Here is a 16,198-nt window from a genome sequence, read left to right on the forward strand (position 1 = left end):
AGTGAAAATATCCTATTTTTGTAGTTCAATTTAAATCAATTGTATGTCGGAGTTTTCACGGACAACTGTCACGGCCGCTTTAATCTATGCCAATGGTCCCATTCACATTGGGCACTTAGCTGGATGTTATTTGCCAGCTGATATTTATGTGCGCTATTTACGGTTAAAGAAGGAAGATGTCATTTTTGTTTCGGGGACGGATGAGCATGGTGTGCCTATAACAATCAAAGCGCAAAAGGAGGGAAAAACGCCGCAGGAAGTCGTTGATTATTATTATGCGAATATAAAATCTTCATTTGAGGATTTTGGTATATCCTTTGATATTTATGGAAGAACATCAGATCCGGCGCATCACAAGATGTCTCAGGATTTTTTCTTACATCTTTACCAGAGCGGTAAATTCATTGAAGAGGTAACCGAACAATATTATGATGAAGCGGCAGATCAGTTTTTAGCAGATCGGTATATTACGGGAGAGTGTCCTAGATGTCACCAACCCGGTGCCTATGGGGATCAATGTGAGAAGTGCGGATCTTCGTTGTCGCCAACAGAGTTAATTAATCCAAAGTCCTCCTTAAGCGGTGCTTCGCCTATTTTGAAGGAGACGAAGAACTGGTTTTTGCCTTTGGATCAATGGCAAGGGGCATTGGAGAATTATGTGAATTCGCATCCCGAATGGAAACCGAATGTCAGTGGTCAGGTAAAGTCTTGGTTGCAAGATGGACTTCGTCCACGGGCGATGACACGTGATTTAAATTGGGGAGTACCTATACCTTTGCCTGATACGGAAGGTAAAGTGTTGTATGTGTGGTTTGATGCCCCTATTGGTTATATATCCATGACGAGCCAATTAACCGCTGATTGGGAGAAATATTGGAAGGCAAAGGACAGTAGGATTGTGCATTTTATCGGGAAAGATAACATCGTATTTCACTGCTTGATTTTCCCTGCGATGTGCATGGCACATGGCGAGTTTCAATTAGCCGATCAGGTTCCTGCGAATGAGTTTATGAACCTAGAGGGGGATAAGATATCGACATCCCGCAACTGGGCGGTTTGGTTGCATGAATATTTGCAAGATTTTCCAGGTAAGCAGGATGTATTACGGTATGTGTTGACAGCTTCTAGTCCGGAAACCAAAGATGCCGACTTTACTTGGGCGGATTTTCAAACGAAAAATAATTCAGAGCTGGTTGCCATATTAGGTAATTTTGTGAATCGGGCTTTTGTGTTAATCGACAAGAATTTTGATGGAATTGTTCCTGATAAGGCTGCCGGAACGGGCTTGGAAGAAGATGTAAAGCAGGCTTTGTCGGAAATTCCTGCCAAATTAGCGTCTGCATTAGCTCAATATAAATTCCGTGATGCCTTGGTTTTAGCCATGGAAATAGCACGTATTGGAAACAAATATTTGGCAGATGCAGAACCTTGGAAAATAATTAAAGAGGATAAGGAAAAAGCGGGTACGGTTTTAAATGTTGCGGTACAATTGGTTGCGCATGCCTCTGTTGCGTTAGAGCCGTTTATTCCATTTACTGCCGCAAAGTTGAGAAAGGCCTTGGGTATTCAAGAAGCTGATTGGGACAGCATTGGTGATTTTAATTTAATCCCTACAGGTCAAAAATTAAGCAATCCAGGTTTATTGTTTGAGAAATTGGATGATGATGTTATACAAGTACAAGTAGATAAATTAAAGCAAACGAAAGTAGCTATGGAACTAGCAAGTAAGCAAGTAAATCCCATTAAAGAGACGATTGATTTTGAATCTTTCTCCAAGATGGATTTGCGCGTAGGTGAAATAACCGCAGCTGAAAAGGTTGAAAAAAGTAAAAAATTATTGAAGTTGGCCGTTAATGATGGTCAAAAAGAACGTATTATCCTAAGCGGAATAGCGGAGCATTTTGAGCCAGCAGACGTTATTGGCCGTAAAGTATGTTTCTTAGCTAATTTAGCTCCACGTAAAATAATGGGGCAGGAGAGTGAGGGAATGATCTTGATGGCGGAAGATGCTGATGGTAGTTTAGCATTTATGCAGCCAAGCAATTCGGTTTGGAATGGAGCTTCAATTAGTTAAAGGAAATTAGCTAAATAAAAATAAGGCCAGAAGAAACTTCTGGCCTTATTTGTTTAACCTCTAAACCTATTTAACTATGAAAATTTATACAAATATAGATGTTTTCTTTAATAATTATGAGTTTAGTGCAAAAAAAATAAAAAAGTCGCCGTTAGAAACAGCGACTTTTTTGATTACCTCTAAACCTATTTAACTATGAAAACTACTTACAATCTAATTTTGAAATACAACGATTAAATCTTGATTTTGTTCTGTTTCGTTGTAAAAATCTGCATCAACATTCGGTTCAGTGGCCAATACAGCCCAAATTGCGTTAATTGCTCTTGCAGATTTATTAATTTCTTTTACCCAGATACTCGTTTTCTCATCTAGAGCAACTTCTTGATTAGCAATGGTTTTAACAGTCTCGTTGAAAAGAGCTTGTTCTGCCTTGCTTGCTTTTAAATAAGCCGACTGGTTGTTTTGGTAATTCTCTAAAATTGAAATGGTTAGACTTGCTGATGTAGATGCATAAGCTCCTACAAAATCTTTCTTTATCAATGACTGAATAACTTCAGATAGGGTTTCTTTTTTGTTTGACAATACTGTTGTCGACGCATCCATACTTGATGCCGTTCCGCTCGCTTTTACCGCTGTTGTTGTTAGGCTTAGTCCCACTAATACACTAACCATTAAAAATTGCTTTTTCATAAATTTGTTATATTTATTAACTAAATCAACAATACAAAATTATTGCATTTTTTTAATATAACAAAACTTGCTTTTAGACAATTTACGTTTACAAAGTGGTTTATTTTTTGATTTTAAGTTTAAATTCAGAATTTATTTTATAAAAATTAATATTTTACCAAATATAATTTGGATAACAATTGTAAACCTTATGAATAATTCTAATTTAATTATTTAGGAAAAATTATAAAATTCTTTAAAAAGTACAATCATTGGTTGTATTTGTTCATTGTTTGGTGGATACCTTGAAGGCAGAATGAATCAATGATTTCATTGGAACGATGTAGAATGAATGGGATAAGTCCAATTTCATCTTCGGAAAAGTTGCTTAATACAAAATCGGCTTGGCGTCCTTTGGCAAAATCTGACCCTATGCCCATTCGCAAGCGAGCATATTCTTGGGTGTTTAATACTGCCTCAATGCTTTTTAATCCATTGTGTCCTCCACTAGATCCTTTAGGCTTTAAACGGAGTGTTTCAAATGGTAAGGCTAGGTCATCAGTTAAAATTAACAACCGTTCGTTATCTATTTTTAGTTGTTGGCACCAGTAATTAACCGATTTACCACTTAGATTCATATAAGTACTTGGTTTCAACAAATTAATTTGATGTCCTTTCAATTTATATGAGCTAATTGCTCCCAATCTATCTTGTGAAAAGGTAATTTCTTTTTCTTTGGCTAGGTAATCCAGTGCCATAAAGCCAATGTTATGTCTTGTAAATAGATATTCGGGTCCGATATTGCCTAAGCCAACAATTAAGAAGTTCATGAGTTTTAATAATAGTAAGTACAAATTACGCGCAAATTTTTTAGAACACCTCGAAGACATTACCTTCGGGAAAAATTTATTCTCATGAATCGAATTGCATGTATTACGGGCGCTAGCTCAGGGATTGGTTTGGCTACGGCAAAAGTTTTGTCAGCTAATGGTTTTCGATTAATTCTTTGTGGTCGGCGTTTAGAGCGATTGGAAGCATTGAAGAAGGACCTACTTACGGAATCGTATTTATTGACTTTTGATGTGCGTGATCGGAATGGGGTAGAGAATGCGTTTCAGTCGCTTCCATCTACCTGGCAATCCATTGAGGTTTTAATTAATAATGCTGGGAATGCGCATGGGATGAGTGCCATTCAAGATGGTGATGTGGCTGACTGGGATGCTATGATGCATAGTAATGTCGATGGCTTGTTAAATGTTTCTCGAATGGTTATTCCGGGGATGATTCAGCGGGCAAGTGGTCATATTGTTAATTTATCTTCCATCGCTGGAAAACAAGTTTATCCCAATGGAAATGTTTATTGTGCGTCAAAAGCTGCCGTTGAAGCACTTTCTCAAGGCATGCGTCTGGATCTGAATATTCACGGAATAAAAGTTTCCAATGTAGCACCGGGTGCTGTAAATACAGATTTCTCTGCGGTGCGTTTTAAGGGTGACCAACAAAAAGCGGATGCTGTTTATAACGGTTTTGAACCTTTACTTGCTGAGGACGTCGCTGATTTAATTCAATACATTGTTACAGCGCCGGAACATGTAAACATTGCGGATGTAACAATTTTACCTAAAGCTCAGGCTTCAGCCACACAAATAGTACGAAAGAATTAACGTGTGCGCTGGCGTACGGTTTCAAATATAACTATACCTGCTGCAACCGATACATTTAGGGACCCTACTTGACCAGTTTGAGGAATAACTGCTAAATCATCCGATTTACGAATTAGTTCGTCGGATATGCCATCTTCTTCCGACCCCATGATAATGGCAACAGGACCACTGTAATCTACAGCATACACGGAGCTACGTCCTTTTTCAGTACAAGCCACCACCTTTAAACCTGAGTTTTGAAGGAAATCAACGGTTTGTAAAAGGCTTTCTTCCCGACAAACTGGAATAAAGTTTAAGGCGCCCGAAGATGTTTTCATAGCATCCCCGTTAATTTGGGCTGCACCACGAGCTGGAATTACGATGGCATGTATGCCTGCGCATTCGGCTGTTCTAGCAATTGCACCAAAATTACGCACATCGGTGATGCGGTCTAGAATTAAAATAAATGGGACTTCGCCTTTTTCGAACGTGTCAGCGATAACATTTTCTAATTTTGCATAGTGAATGGCAGAAACAAACGCGATGGCACCTTGGTGATTTTTTCGTGTAATACGATTCAATTTCTCTACGGGTACTTTCTGAACGTGAATGCCTTTCTCGCGAGCTAAATCAAGGATTTCACTGTTTCCCAGTTCCCGCTGTACCAATAAACGGTCAATTTCTTTTCCTGAACGAAGGGTTTCTAATACGGATTGCACACCGAATACAAGCTCTTTATTTTCAGTTTTGGGACTTGTGAAATGTCTAAATGGGCGCTTAAATGGCTGTCTTGATTCGTTTTCTTCTGACACGTTGATTGCTGTAAATTTGACACGAAGGTCGGCATTTTTTTTTAAATCATCTGTCTGAATGTCAAATTAAGCCTAGGATCCTTTATTTTTTTTGATTTCGGAAGCTGATGAATCCAATGTTCCTGTGTGGATCCCAGCATGACCAATAAGCTTCCCGGTTCCAATAGGATGCTGACCTTTTCCTGCGTTTGTCGGTGTTTAAAGTCAAACTTCCGAGCAGCCCCTAGGCTAATTGAAGCGATACAACTCTTTGGTCGAATTGATTTTTCATCATCTGCGTGCCAGCTGGCCCCATCTTGTCCATCATGGTAGTAGTTTAAAAGGCATCCATTGAAATAGCTTTTGACTTTGTTTTCAATGGCTGATTTAAGTAATGAAAGGGTAGGAGTCCAGGGTAATCCTATTTTCGTACGACCAGAATATGTATATGAAATTGAATCATCCGCATACCATGCTACTTTTCGACGTGTTTGAATAAGTTTTCCAAAAATAATGAGTTCATCATGTTTCCAAGGAATTTCAGTAGTAAGCGTTTCGAGTAAATGCTGGCTTTCATTTAGCGAAATGAAATTTCGGTAATAGAATACCTCGCCGTCGTAAGGCAAAAGGTTTTGGTTTTCTTCGATTGGGAATAAGGAAAGCATATCTCAAATTACAGATTCTGCTTTAAAAATTTTACCTTTGTTTCAAATTTAATATGCATGTACAAAACTACTGAAATTGCCTCTTCTGAAATACCTTCGGATAATCCGGTTCACCAGCGTTTATTGTTTCCTTACCAACATGTCAGCCAGATAGTTGGCGGTAATGTATTGGAAATTGGTTGTGGAACAGGCCGTGGCGTAGCGGTATTGGCTAATAAAGTTAGTGCATATACAGGAGTCGATAAGAATACCGAATTAATGCAAGCCCTGTCAGCAACCTATCCAGATTTTAAATTCATTGATATGTTTTTGCCTCCTTTACAGGATTTGCCAGATAATCATTTTGATTTTGTGATTACTTTCCAAGTGATTGAACATATTGAGAATGATGCTTTTTTCTTACAAGAAGCTGCTAGAGTTTTGAAGCCCGGTGGAAAGTTATACTTAACGACGGTTAATCGTGATTTTTCTTTGTCTCGTAATCCGTGGCATGTGCGTGAGTATTTAGCCAATGAATTAGGTGATTTGATGAAAAAGTACTTCTCTGAGGTTATTATGCAAGGCGTTCATGGGAATCAAAAGGTGATGGATTATTACGAAGCGAATAAGGAATCAGTAAAGAAAATCACGCGTTTTGATATTTTTAATTTGCAGTACCGACTTCCTCGTACTTGGTTGCAAGTGCCTTATGACATCGCAAATCGATTAAGTCGCTTGTCTATTTCAAAATCAAGCAATGAGTTGGTGAATTCCATACAAGTAGATGATTACTACCTAAGTGATAAACCAGCAGAATCTTTGGATTTCTTTTATACGGGAATTAAATAATGGAGTTTATCGACGAAGCTATTGAGGAGTATGCACGTCTGTTTTCAGATGCACCTTCCAACTTATTGCAATCGTTGGATCGTGAAACGCATGCACAAATTCTTCAACCTCGAATGCTTTCTGGGCATTTGCAAGGGCGTTATTTATCGATGATATCTAAATTGATTTCGCCTAAATTAATCGTTGAGATAGGCACATTTACGGGTTATTCAGCACTCTGCTTAGCGGAAGGATTACAGCCCAATGGCCGGTTGATTAGCATTGATATCAATGAAGAACTTGAAACTTTTACACGATCTTTTTTTGATCAGTCTCCATTTGCAAAACAAATTGATTACCGAATTGCGGATGCCCAACAAGAATTAGCCCATATAGACGGCCCCATTGATTTGGTATTCATTGATGCTGACAAACGAAATTATGCCAACTACTTTGATTTAATCATAGACAAAATGCGTCCTGGCGGATTAATTTTGGTTGACAATGTACTTTGGAGTGGTAAGATTGTTGACCCTACTGCTAGGGACAAATCGACTAATGCCTTGCGCGATTTCAATCAAAAATGTAAAGATGATTCTCGGGTTGAGAAAATGCTATTGCCACTTCGTGATGGGCTCTATATGCTTCGGGTAATCTAAGGTTTTAACTTAATTTTTTGACCTACCCGAATTTTCGGTGACTTCCCTAAATTATTCCAACGGATTAAATCATCGACGGATACTTGGTATACTTTAGCGATTTTGAAAAGCGTTTCACCGGCCTCCACTTCATGCTCGTAATATACAGGTCCCGTGGGTTTAGGAGTTGGGGTAACCTCTGGCGTTGTTTCTTTAGGCGTATTCACCTGCGTTTGCTCAATGATTTTCTCTTCTTTTGAATCCGATTTGATAATGATTTCGCGTGATTCAGCTGGAGCGATGTAAAAAGATTTGTCAGCTTCAACCGATGAAATTTTACGAACTTCTTCTACTTCCACCTTAACATCTTGTTCTTTGGGCGTTGTAGTTGGTTTTTTAGTTTCTGTTTTGGCGCTTTTTTCTTCCAATTTTTGCGCCATGATTTCCAACATCGGTATACGTCGATTGACTTTTATTTTTTGGCCTATGGCAATAACACTTGTAATAGATAGGTCATTTAAACGAAGCAAATCGGCTAACTTCATTTCATATTGTGCAGCGATATTACTCAAATTGTCCCCTGAAACAACGGTGTGGGATCCTATTTCAAATTTATCACTTAGTATCTGCTTATTTTTCGTTTTGACTGATTTGGGAGCTGCATATAACTTCGTTGAATCTACTGAAGCTGTTAAGATAGGTTCTTCTTGTTTAAGTTCTTCGGGATTAAATACCTTTAGATTTGAGGGATGGTATATGGTGTAATGCTTATCCGCGGGTATCCAGTCTTTCAAAATCCAAGCATTGTATCGCTTTATATCATCATAGCTAAGCCTTAATTCATCCGACAAATCATATAGATTTTTTCCTTGGGTGTTGATGTGTGTGACTAAATTTGGACTATCCTTTTGTACAGGAAGATTGGTCATTTGTTCAGCCCAAAACTCTTTATATGCCAAAAAGCGGATAACATACCAATCAGTCGATGAGTCTACTTCAATTTCTGTTTTTCCAATCCAATTCGTAGCATAAGGCAGTTTTTTCACGGTACCTAAACCAACGCGATAAGAAAGTAGTGTGCCAACCCAATTGTTTAAAACGGCGTTATTACGTGTAAAGTAGTTGACAGCTCCTTTGGTTGATTCAATGATGTGTCTACGCTCATCTATATCTTGATCTACCTGCAAGCCTACATCTTTCGCTGTTTCAAGTTTAAATTGCCAATAACCTACGGCATTTGATGTTGATATGGCATTGGCATTTAGTGCACTTTCCTGTACACACAAAAATTTAAATTCGGGTGGTATGTTTCCTTTTGCCAAAATGGGTTCAATTGCAGGAAAATATAAACGCATTTTCTCTACTAAGCTTTCTACATATTTTTTATTGGCTCCTAACATAGCAAATTCCTTTTCAAAAATCGGTTTAGCGGAAGGATGAATCGCTACGCGAACGTTACCTAATGCGATGGTATCTGGAATTGCATGATTTGCCCAAAGTTTTCCTACGGATAAGACAATAAGAACAAGAAGGTAGTATTTTTTCAAAGGGGGCTTCGTTATTGATGCAATGCAAAAATATTAAATTATTTCGTTTAACGGAAGGCATTCCATTTTATTGCGCATCGTATAATTAGCTTTACCTTTGTACAAATTTTGATATATATGATTTTAATTGACGATACCGTAATTAGTGAAGATGTAGCCGACGAGTATTTTGTTTGTGATTTATCGAAGTGTAAAGGGGCTTGTTGTGTGGAAGGTGATTTAGGTGCACCTTTAGAAAAAGAGGAATTGGCGATAATGGATCGTATTCAAGATGAAATCCGTCCATTTTTATCAGCTGACGGTTTATCTGAGATAGCCAAACAAGGTAATTACGTTCTGGAGCCTGATGGGGATTATTCAACGCCCATCATTAAGGGACGGGAATGTGTGTATGCTATTTATGATGAAAAGGGTTTTTTGAAGTGCGGTATTGAGCAAGCCTATTTTGCTGGAAAAACAGATTTTAGAAAACCAATTTCCTGTCATTTATATCCGATTCGGATTCAAAAATTAGCAGAATATCAAGCTATCAACTATGAGCGTTGGACAATCTGTTCAGATGCTTGTTCGCATGGAAAAGAGTTAGGTGTACCAGTCTATAAATTCTTAAAGGATCCATTGATTCGTAAGTTTGGAACGAAATGGTATGCTGAATTGGAACGTGAAATTCAAGAACGTAAATTGGACTAATGCCAAAGGAGCACAATGCTTTTGATTTAATTTATCAAATTGTTCGGCAGATTCCTGTTGGACGTGTAACTTCTTATGGTGCCATTGCAACTTTTCTCGGTATGAAGGGAGGGGCACGCATGGTAGGCTGGGCGATGAACGCCTCGCATACAATTTCTGATATACCGGCTCATCGTGTGGTGAACCGCAATGGTTTACTGACAGGAAAGAATTTTTTTGGTGGAAATCGAATGCAGGAATTACTTGAGTCCGAAGGTATTCGAGTTGAAAATGATCAAATCATTCATTTTGAGGGTCATTTCTGGGATCCGTCGATTGAACTATTATAGGTTTTTTAAGAATTTCTTACCTCCCAATGCAGCCATTTGACGTTTAATGAATGCTGTTCGTTTCACAACATAACCTGATGGATTTGCAACAGAAAATTTAATGGGATTCGGTAGGCAGGCCGCCATGCGTGCCGCTTCCGATGTACTAACCTCGGCAGATGTGTGGCCATAATAACGCCTGCAAGCCTCTTCAACGCCAAAGGTCATTTTTCCTGTTTCTGCCACATTTAAATAAACTTCTAAAATACGTTCTTTGCCCCAAACAAGTTCAATAAGTACCGTGAAATAGGCTTCCAAAGCCTTCCTGAAATAGGATCGATCTTGCCATAAGAAAACATTCTTGGCAACTTGCTGGGAAATGGTACTAGCCCCTTTGATTTTTTTTCCTTTCCGATTTTTGGCAAAAGCAGTTGTCATCGCTTCGAAATCGAAACCCTTGTGTTCTGGAAACAATTGATCTTCAGAAGCGATTATGGCCAAGGCACAATTCCGGTCAATCTCATCATATGAGGTCCATTGGCTATGAATTTCGCTCGGTTTACCTTCCATGATGGCTTCTATTTTTCGGGACGCCATGGTGGGAGTGAAGGCAACTGGAACGAATTTGTAAAGGACAACTGCGGCAATGGTACTAATCCAAATGTAGAATAGAATTCTACCAACAATCTTTAGCACTGAAAAAGAACTTTTTTTAGGTGATTTATTTAATCGTTCGAATTTATTGCTTCGTGGTGTATTGCGAGAGGTATTTGATAAATCGACGCGTTTGGCCATTTGGAGAAATCAGAATTGTTGTGAAGGCAAAAATAAGCAAAAGGAGGAAAGATATTTACCTTATCAACCGGAGAATTTGGTGTTTATATTTATGGCATCCACTGGTAAGTGGATTTTAAGCCATTGGGTATCACCTTTAGAGGTTGATGTAATTTGAATTTTGTCACAATTTCATTTGAAAAATGTCACGATTTGTCTTTTCTCCACTTGCCTTGCTTTTGTATTTAGTAGACTTTTGCTGACATAATTCAATTGATAAAAAATGCTTTCGTGTGGCAATTTTCCGAGGTGCTAAATCGACCTAGTAAAAGGGGATTAAAGAGCTACTCGGTAACATCTCAGGTAGGGCATGTAAGCTCATAACTGCTACATTTTGGTCATTAAATCAATGAATTTTACCTTACCATGTTCGGTTGAACGTGGCTTTAAAAAACAAATAAAAAAGTTATGGCAAAAATGATTCAATCCTATTGGAGAAAAAGCAAGTCAGGTAGTTTAACCCCGGTGAAGTCTCATACCAAGAATACAACCAAAGGTAAACCAAGTCCCTCAAAAGGTAAAAAAAGAAAATAGTGTGATGACTGAAACGGAATACAAACTTCTATTGGAAGTTCTCTCCATCGAGACATACTCCAAGGAGGAGGATCAAATGATTGATTTTTTGTTGGCATTCTTTGCCAAAAATGAAATTCATGCATGGCGAGATGAAATGGGGAATGTATATGCACAGAAAGGAGCGTTAGTAGGTGTTCAAAAATATCCCTTAGTTGTGGCTCATACTGATACGGTTCATCGTATTCATGGGAATCAAATTATTCCAAAGAAATTGTTACTTCCCAACTTTGCGGGCGAGTTGAAGCCTGCCTTGCAAGGCTATGATCAGGATGGTAATCCGGTAGGTTTAGGAGCGGACTGTAAAGTGGGGGTGGCTTTGTGTTTGATGCATTTTTTGCGTCAACCAGTATTGAAAGGCTTTTTCCCTGTCCAGGAGGAGATAGGTGCCCGGGGGGCTGAACAACATGATGCGGCTTTTATGCAAAATGTAGGTTATGCGATAGAATTTGATAGCCCTGGAAATACTTCGTCCATTACCCTATGGAATCAATTAATGTATAATCCAGAGGACCCTAATGGCTTAGGCAAGGTATGGACTGATTTGCTCCTGGAATTTTCAGATCAATACCAAACTGAATATACATTGGAACAACATAGTTACACCGATATCGTTATGTTGAGACCTTTGTTTTCTTGCTGCAATATACCGGTGGGATATTACATGTATCATACAAAATCAGAGTATCTGGTAGAAGAGGAAGCATTTAGGGCTTTAGCATTAGGCGAGGAATTGATCAAGCGTTTAGGCTATCAGCATTATCATGATGAAACTCACCCTAGCCCGCGGCGATTAATTACCCAATTTGCTCTTCATACCATGGAAATAATCGGAGAAATTTAATGGAAGAAAAAATATTGATTTTGGATCAAGTAGTGAGAGACCGAAAGGCTTATCAATTTTTGTCGGATGATTGGCGTGCCGACTTGGATGTGGCACGTGCCAGTATTGGAAAACATGGGATTACCTTGGCTTTTGCACCTGTTTTATTTAAAAAAGATCGTGATATAGCTTTGTTAGCCGTAAAGGCAAATGGTTTGGCAATTGATTTTGTTCATCCAGAATTGGTTGCGTCTGATGTCGATTTATGTGTTGCTGCAGTGAATCAAAAATCGGAATCGATTGAATTCATGCCCATTGCGATGCGGATGAATCAAGCGGTTTTGATTGCTCTTCTGGGTTGTAAAATTTTTGGTTATGGCTTATTTAAAAAATACGTTCCTGATGCACTTTTAAGAAATGCAGCATTTATGTTACGCGCGGTAAGCCTGAATGGTCGTTTATTAAAGTTGGCATCTTCTCATGTGTACTCCCTGCCTCAAGTTGCATGTGCCGCAGCACGAAGTGTAGGAAGGTTTGCCTTCAAGCACTTAGAAGAATGCTTTGAAATTCCAGAAGTGATGGAAGTATTAGAATCCATGCAGGCTGAATGTGAAAAGAAAATGGATGAATATTTGTTGGAAGCCGATCCAAAGAAAAAAGAGTCATTGTATTGGGAGGTGATTCAATATGAATCAGATTTTGGAATCAAATCTGTACGCTCAGAACGCTATGCATCTACACCCAATTTAAAGCATGAACCCATTTTAGAAACGGAAGAGGAGGGGATTCGGGTGTATTTTATGAATGATGATGTTGCCATGAGTCATCTGGCTGATGATTTTGGCAACGATCCAATGAAAATTGATGCTGTTTTTCATTCAGCTAATACGGGTTTGGGAGGTTTTAGTTATGCGCTAGCGCAGCAGTTAAAAGAAAAGTTACATCTCCATGCGACCCTTGTAATGATTCCTTTGATCGATCGAACGAGTTCAGTGTCTATATGCCAACAAGCCAAAGGCATTATGACGGAAATTTTGGAGGAATGTAAACGTAATAATTGGCATCGAATTCGCTTGACCAACTTCACTTATTTGAAGTCTAGCCAATTTGAAACCTTTTTGGGAATTGGGCAGGTGTTGACTGAGCAGGAAGACCAACATGCTTTGACAATCTACCTGGATATTGATCCGGATTTTGTGAAGGGGAAATATGGAGATGAATTGAATTTTTTGGGTCCTTGTAAGTCATGATTGTGTCGTTAACATTTGTGTATTTTTGGCACACTGCTTTGTTTGACAATAGTATTTTGTCACTTCATAAAGTCTTATTTTAGCCTTTATTGATGTATTTTTAGTTATTTTCGGCATATTTTTTGTCACAAATACTTGATAAAATTATGTATATTTTTTGGCACTGGTGATATGCGTTTTGTGAATAAATAATACCTTTGTTGCATACCAACTGATGAGATAGATTCAACGGTTTGGGAACCTAAATTTTAACTATGAAAGAGTCCAAGGTAAGTTCGAAGATCATTAAAAGTTCAACTACGCAAGAGAACGTTTTAAGGCTATTGGTTTTTTTGCTTGAGGCTGAAAAACCTGTCCCGATGGTCAGTTTGCAACGTCTTTTTGGAAGTGGATATGAGTCAGAGCAAGGAAAAAAAAGATCAATCTACCGTTATTTGAACATAATTGAGGAAAAATGGAATATTGAATTGATTCGTGGGGATCATTACGCAATTAAAAAGAAGGCAGCATTTCAGGCTGTGGAGCTCAACTCAGCTGAGGCTCAGGCTTTGTATTTTTCAGCTGCTGACATCATAGATCCTGACATACGCTTAAAAACACAGGCTAAATTATTACGGATTTACCAAGAGCGTCGCAAGAAGGAGGACTTGATACCAAAGCGGACATTGGAGCTGATGGACTGGTGCGAAGTTCATATTTCAAAAGCTAAAGTAAAGATGCAGATGCGTTTAAAGCGTTACTCGAGTATTAATTCGGGTGTGATTGCGGATCGATTGGTTGTTCCCATCGCCTTTAACTTACAGAATCTCGAGGTATACGCGTATGATCTTGAAGACCAGAATATCCTGAAGGTGTTTAAGTTAGAGCGCATGGATGGCATCGAGAAGTTGAAAGAAAAAGCTCCCAAAGAATTGAAGCTTGATAAATTGGAAATTAGACGTGATCCATTTGGTTATTTGATTCAGGATAAGGAGCTGATCAAATTAGATTTGCGAATGGATATCAAAGCCTTTATCCTTTTCACTTTGAATTTTTCAAAGCTGGTACCGCTTATTGAGAAGTTGGAAGATTCGGACAACCCCATGCCATATCGCATTGAATTGGAGTTATTGCGCGTTGATCCGTTGGCTGGCTGGTTATTGGGCCTTTTGCGCCACATTGAAATTGTAGACAGTCCAGCCTTCAAGGCAGAGTTGAGTAAATATTTTGAGCAAAATGTGTTATCCCAGTTACATACTAAATTACAATAATACCCTATGCAGTTACCCTTGTTAGTTTTCGAAGCGTACGTAGATAAATTTCAGCAGAAAGTTGCCAAATTGCAGAAGCAAGGTTTGAGGCCTAAAGGTCTTAAGAACCGTGCCTCCAAAGCGGAGGAGTATACATTGCCTCCTTTCGGCGATGACGATGATGATTCTGAAAGTGATACACTTACATCTTTAGGAATCGGTAATTTTTTGCACAAATTTCATGAAGTGTTACCCCAAAAAGACTTGGATAAGTTCGAGTTTTTAGTTGAGGCACATTACCGTAATGTACTTCAGTTTCTGTCTCCAGAAAGTCGCTACAAGGTAGCTCCCAAAATTAGTATTCAGGGAGTTGAGCAGTCGGATGAGGCGATGTCCTTGGTGGATTTTTTAGCGGTCTTCTTTTCGTTTTCCAACTTAGCTAAAGAAATTGGTATTTCGCCAAGGGTCTTTCCGGGATTGATTGTGAATAAGTGTAAAGAGTGGTTTCCTAATGAGCCATTGACCGCAAAGCTTAACTCCCTGACCCGCGTTACGGATGAGTTCTTTCTGTTGTTTACATTAGCGCATTATGTCTTGTCAGGTGGTTCAAGGCGCATTGAATTGAATGTCTTCAAGAAATACCAATCAGCAACGGATTTTTTGGTCTTTATGAATGACATTGCAAATGGTAAATATGTGCATTTGGTGTCATCGGAATGGAAGACCGAGAAGGACATGTTTGATGAAGAATTGATGATTACGACTACCAAAAAGGCTGTTCGTTTGATCCTACCTGATATCTCCGATGAGCAATCAGAGGATTTTAGGGGGTTTCGCTTGATCGCTCCTTCTGATATTCAGCCCATTGAGTTGCATTATGAGGAATCGACTCAACGTATGTTGGACCGTCTCACTTCAATCTTACAAACCTGTCCAGCAGAAATTTGGGATACGCGTCGCTTGGGCGTCTTACTTGCGGGTGAATCGGGTTGCGGTAAGTCGGAGTATGTGTTACAGGTGTGTCGCCAATTGGGTTTTCATTGTCTTTATCTTAACCAGATTTCTTCAAAATGGGTTGGCGAAACGGAGAAAGCCATACTTAGGATCTTGGAAGTTGAGTATCCGCGGATTATGAAAGAACATGACAATAAAGTCATTTTGTTGATTGATGAGATTGATCAGATCTTAGGAAAGAAAGTTGAGGTGGATACGAGTAGCTCATTTCATACCAATGCTGGTGTAAGTCAGATGTTGAAGAGCTTAGATCGTTTCAAGGGGATCATTGTAGGGTCGCTTAACTTTTTGGACCAAACGCGTATCGAAGGGGCAGGAATTCGTCGCTTTGATATGCTTGTCAACTTCAGTTTACCTTCACGCCAGGCTCGTAAAGCTATTTGGGCTTCTCGCGAGGGATTTTGGCAAAAGAAAGAAGAATTATTGGAGCGTTTGAGTACGTTTGAATTGTCGGGTTCCGACATTAATGCCATCTGTTCCAAAGGCTTTTTCTTGCAGTTTGCTGGTGAGGCATTCGCGGAGGAAAGTCTGTTGGAGTTGATTGATGATCACCAACAATTAGCGTCTAAAACCCGTTATCAAAAATCGGCCGGTGCGTCGATTGGATTTCAAAAAATTGCTAGTTAATCACCTTATATAATTA

General features: G+C 38.9%; 16 protein-coding genes. 10 read left to right on the forward strand and 6 right to left on the reverse strand.

Annotation, left to right across the window (positions count from 1 at the left end; translation table 11 throughout):
- The first annotated feature begins 43 nt into the window (after positions 1-43).
- Entirely contained in the window at positions 44-2,074 is a 2,031-nt protein-coding gene (metG, locus tag ACIQZ2_RS06195; RefSeq protein ID WP_395767979.1) for a methionine--tRNA ligase, read from the forward strand.
- A 213-nt stretch (positions 2,075-2,287) separates the two neighbouring features.
- Here metG and ACIQZ2_RS06200 read toward each other — a convergent pair whose 3' ends face one another.
- A complete protein-coding gene (locus ACIQZ2_RS06200) occupies positions 2,288-2,764 on the reverse strand; it encodes a hypothetical protein (protein WP_395767980.1) in 477 nt (158 codons plus the stop codon).
- A gap of 248 nt (positions 2,765-3,012) precedes the next feature.
- The gene (gene pth / locus ACIQZ2_RS06205) at positions 3,013-3,573 is read right to left on the reverse strand and encodes an aminoacyl-tRNA hydrolase (RefSeq protein WP_395767981.1); all 561 of its coding nucleotides are present in this window, start codon (positions 3,571-3,573) and stop codon (positions 3,013-3,015) included.
- Between the two features lie 84 nt (positions 3,574-3,657).
- Between pth and ACIQZ2_RS06210 the strand changes: the two genes are divergently transcribed.
- Positions 3,658-4,407: an SDR family NAD(P)-dependent oxidoreductase gene (locus ACIQZ2_RS06210; protein WP_395767982.1), complete on the forward strand. Its 750-nt coding sequence runs from the start codon at positions 3,658-3,660 to the stop codon at positions 4,405-4,407.
- Here the strand turns inward: ACIQZ2_RS06210 and rlmB are convergent.
- Positions 4,404-5,198 carry a 23S rRNA (guanosine(2251)-2'-O)-methyltransferase RlmB gene (gene rlmB / locus ACIQZ2_RS06215; RefSeq protein WP_395767983.1) on the reverse strand — a complete coding sequence of 265 codons (795 nt, stop codon included), beginning with the start codon at positions 5,196-5,198 and terminating at the stop codon, positions 4,404-4,406. The genes ACIQZ2_RS06210 and rlmB overlap by 4 nt on opposite strands.
- Before the next feature lie 41 nt (positions 5,199-5,239).
- Positions 5,240-5,842: an alpha-ketoglutarate-dependent dioxygenase AlkB family protein gene (locus ACIQZ2_RS06220; RefSeq protein WP_395767984.1), complete on the reverse strand. Its 603-nt coding sequence runs from the start codon at positions 5,840-5,842 to the stop codon at positions 5,240-5,242.
- A 57-nt stretch (positions 5,843-5,899) separates the two neighbouring features.
- Here ACIQZ2_RS06220 and ACIQZ2_RS06225 point away from each other — a divergent pair, with 57 nt between their 5' ends.
- Both ACIQZ2_RS06225 and ACIQZ2_RS06230 read left to right on the forward strand, forming a co-directional pair.
- A complete protein-coding gene (locus tag ACIQZ2_RS06225) occupies positions 5,900-6,670 on the forward strand; it encodes a class I SAM-dependent methyltransferase (RefSeq protein ID WP_395767985.1) in 771 nt (256 codons plus the stop codon).
- The gene (locus ACIQZ2_RS06230) at positions 6,670-7,308 is read left to right on the forward strand and encodes an O-methyltransferase (protein WP_395767986.1); all 639 of its coding nucleotides are present in this window, start codon (positions 6,670-6,672) and stop codon (positions 7,306-7,308) included. Before ACIQZ2_RS06225 ends, ACIQZ2_RS06230 begins: the two co-directional genes overlap by 1 nt.
- Here the strand turns inward: ACIQZ2_RS06230 and ACIQZ2_RS06235 are convergent.
- Positions 7,305-8,834, reverse strand: coding sequence for a LysM peptidoglycan-binding domain-containing protein (locus ACIQZ2_RS06235; RefSeq protein WP_395767987.1), 1,530 nt, complete (start codon positions 8,832-8,834; stop codon positions 7,305-7,307). The two genes, ACIQZ2_RS06230 and ACIQZ2_RS06235, sit on opposite strands and share 4 nt — an antisense overlap.
- 117 nt (positions 8,835-8,951) lie before the next feature.
- Here ACIQZ2_RS06235 and ACIQZ2_RS06240 point away from each other — a divergent pair, with 117 nt between their 5' ends.
- The gene (locus tag ACIQZ2_RS06240; RefSeq protein WP_395767988.1) at positions 8,952-9,524 is read left to right on the forward strand and encodes a DUF3109 family protein; all 573 of its coding nucleotides are present in this window, start codon (positions 8,952-8,954) and stop codon (positions 9,522-9,524) included.
- Positions 9,524-9,853 carry an MGMT family protein gene (locus ACIQZ2_RS06245; protein WP_395767989.1) on the forward strand — a complete coding sequence of 110 codons (330 nt, stop codon included), beginning with the start codon at positions 9,524-9,526 and terminating at the stop codon, positions 9,851-9,853. The genes ACIQZ2_RS06240 and ACIQZ2_RS06245 overlap by 1 nt, the downstream gene beginning before the upstream one ends.
- Here ACIQZ2_RS06245 and mtgA read toward each other — a convergent pair.
- Complete coding sequence (gene mtgA / locus ACIQZ2_RS06250) at positions 9,848-10,627, reverse strand: monofunctional biosynthetic peptidoglycan transglycosylase (protein ID WP_395767990.1); 780 nt, start codon at positions 10,625-10,627, stop codon at positions 9,848-9,850. The genes ACIQZ2_RS06245 and mtgA overlap by 6 nt on opposite strands.
- A gap of 577 nt (positions 10,628-11,204) precedes the next feature.
- Here mtgA and ACIQZ2_RS06255 point away from each other — a divergent pair.
- From ACIQZ2_RS06255 to ACIQZ2_RS06270, 4 genes are all read left to right on the forward strand, one after another.
- Positions 11,205-12,083 (forward strand): hypothetical protein, encoded by an 879-nt coding sequence (locus tag ACIQZ2_RS06255; protein WP_395767991.1) that lies wholly within the window; start codon positions 11,205-11,207, stop codon positions 12,081-12,083.
- Positions 12,083-13,312, forward strand: coding sequence for a DUF4116 domain-containing protein (locus tag ACIQZ2_RS06260; protein ID WP_395767992.1), 1,230 nt, complete (start codon positions 12,083-12,085; stop codon positions 13,310-13,312). Before ACIQZ2_RS06255 ends, ACIQZ2_RS06260 begins: the two co-directional genes overlap by 1 nt.
- A gap of 254 nt (positions 13,313-13,566) precedes the next feature.
- A complete protein-coding gene (locus ACIQZ2_RS06265) occupies positions 13,567-14,562 on the forward strand; it encodes a hypothetical protein (protein ID WP_395767993.1) in 996 nt (331 codons plus the stop codon).
- 6 nt (positions 14,563-14,568) lie between these two features.
- A complete protein-coding gene (locus ACIQZ2_RS06270; RefSeq protein ID WP_395767994.1) occupies positions 14,569-16,182 on the forward strand; it encodes an ATP-binding protein in 1,614 nt (537 codons plus the stop codon).
- Positions 16,183-16,198: the final 16 nt, after the last annotated feature.

Origin of the sequence: Aquirufa sp., from assembly GCF_044342065.1 — a bacterium.
GTDB lineage: Bacteria > Bacteroidota > Bacteroidia > Cytophagales > Spirosomataceae > Aquirufa.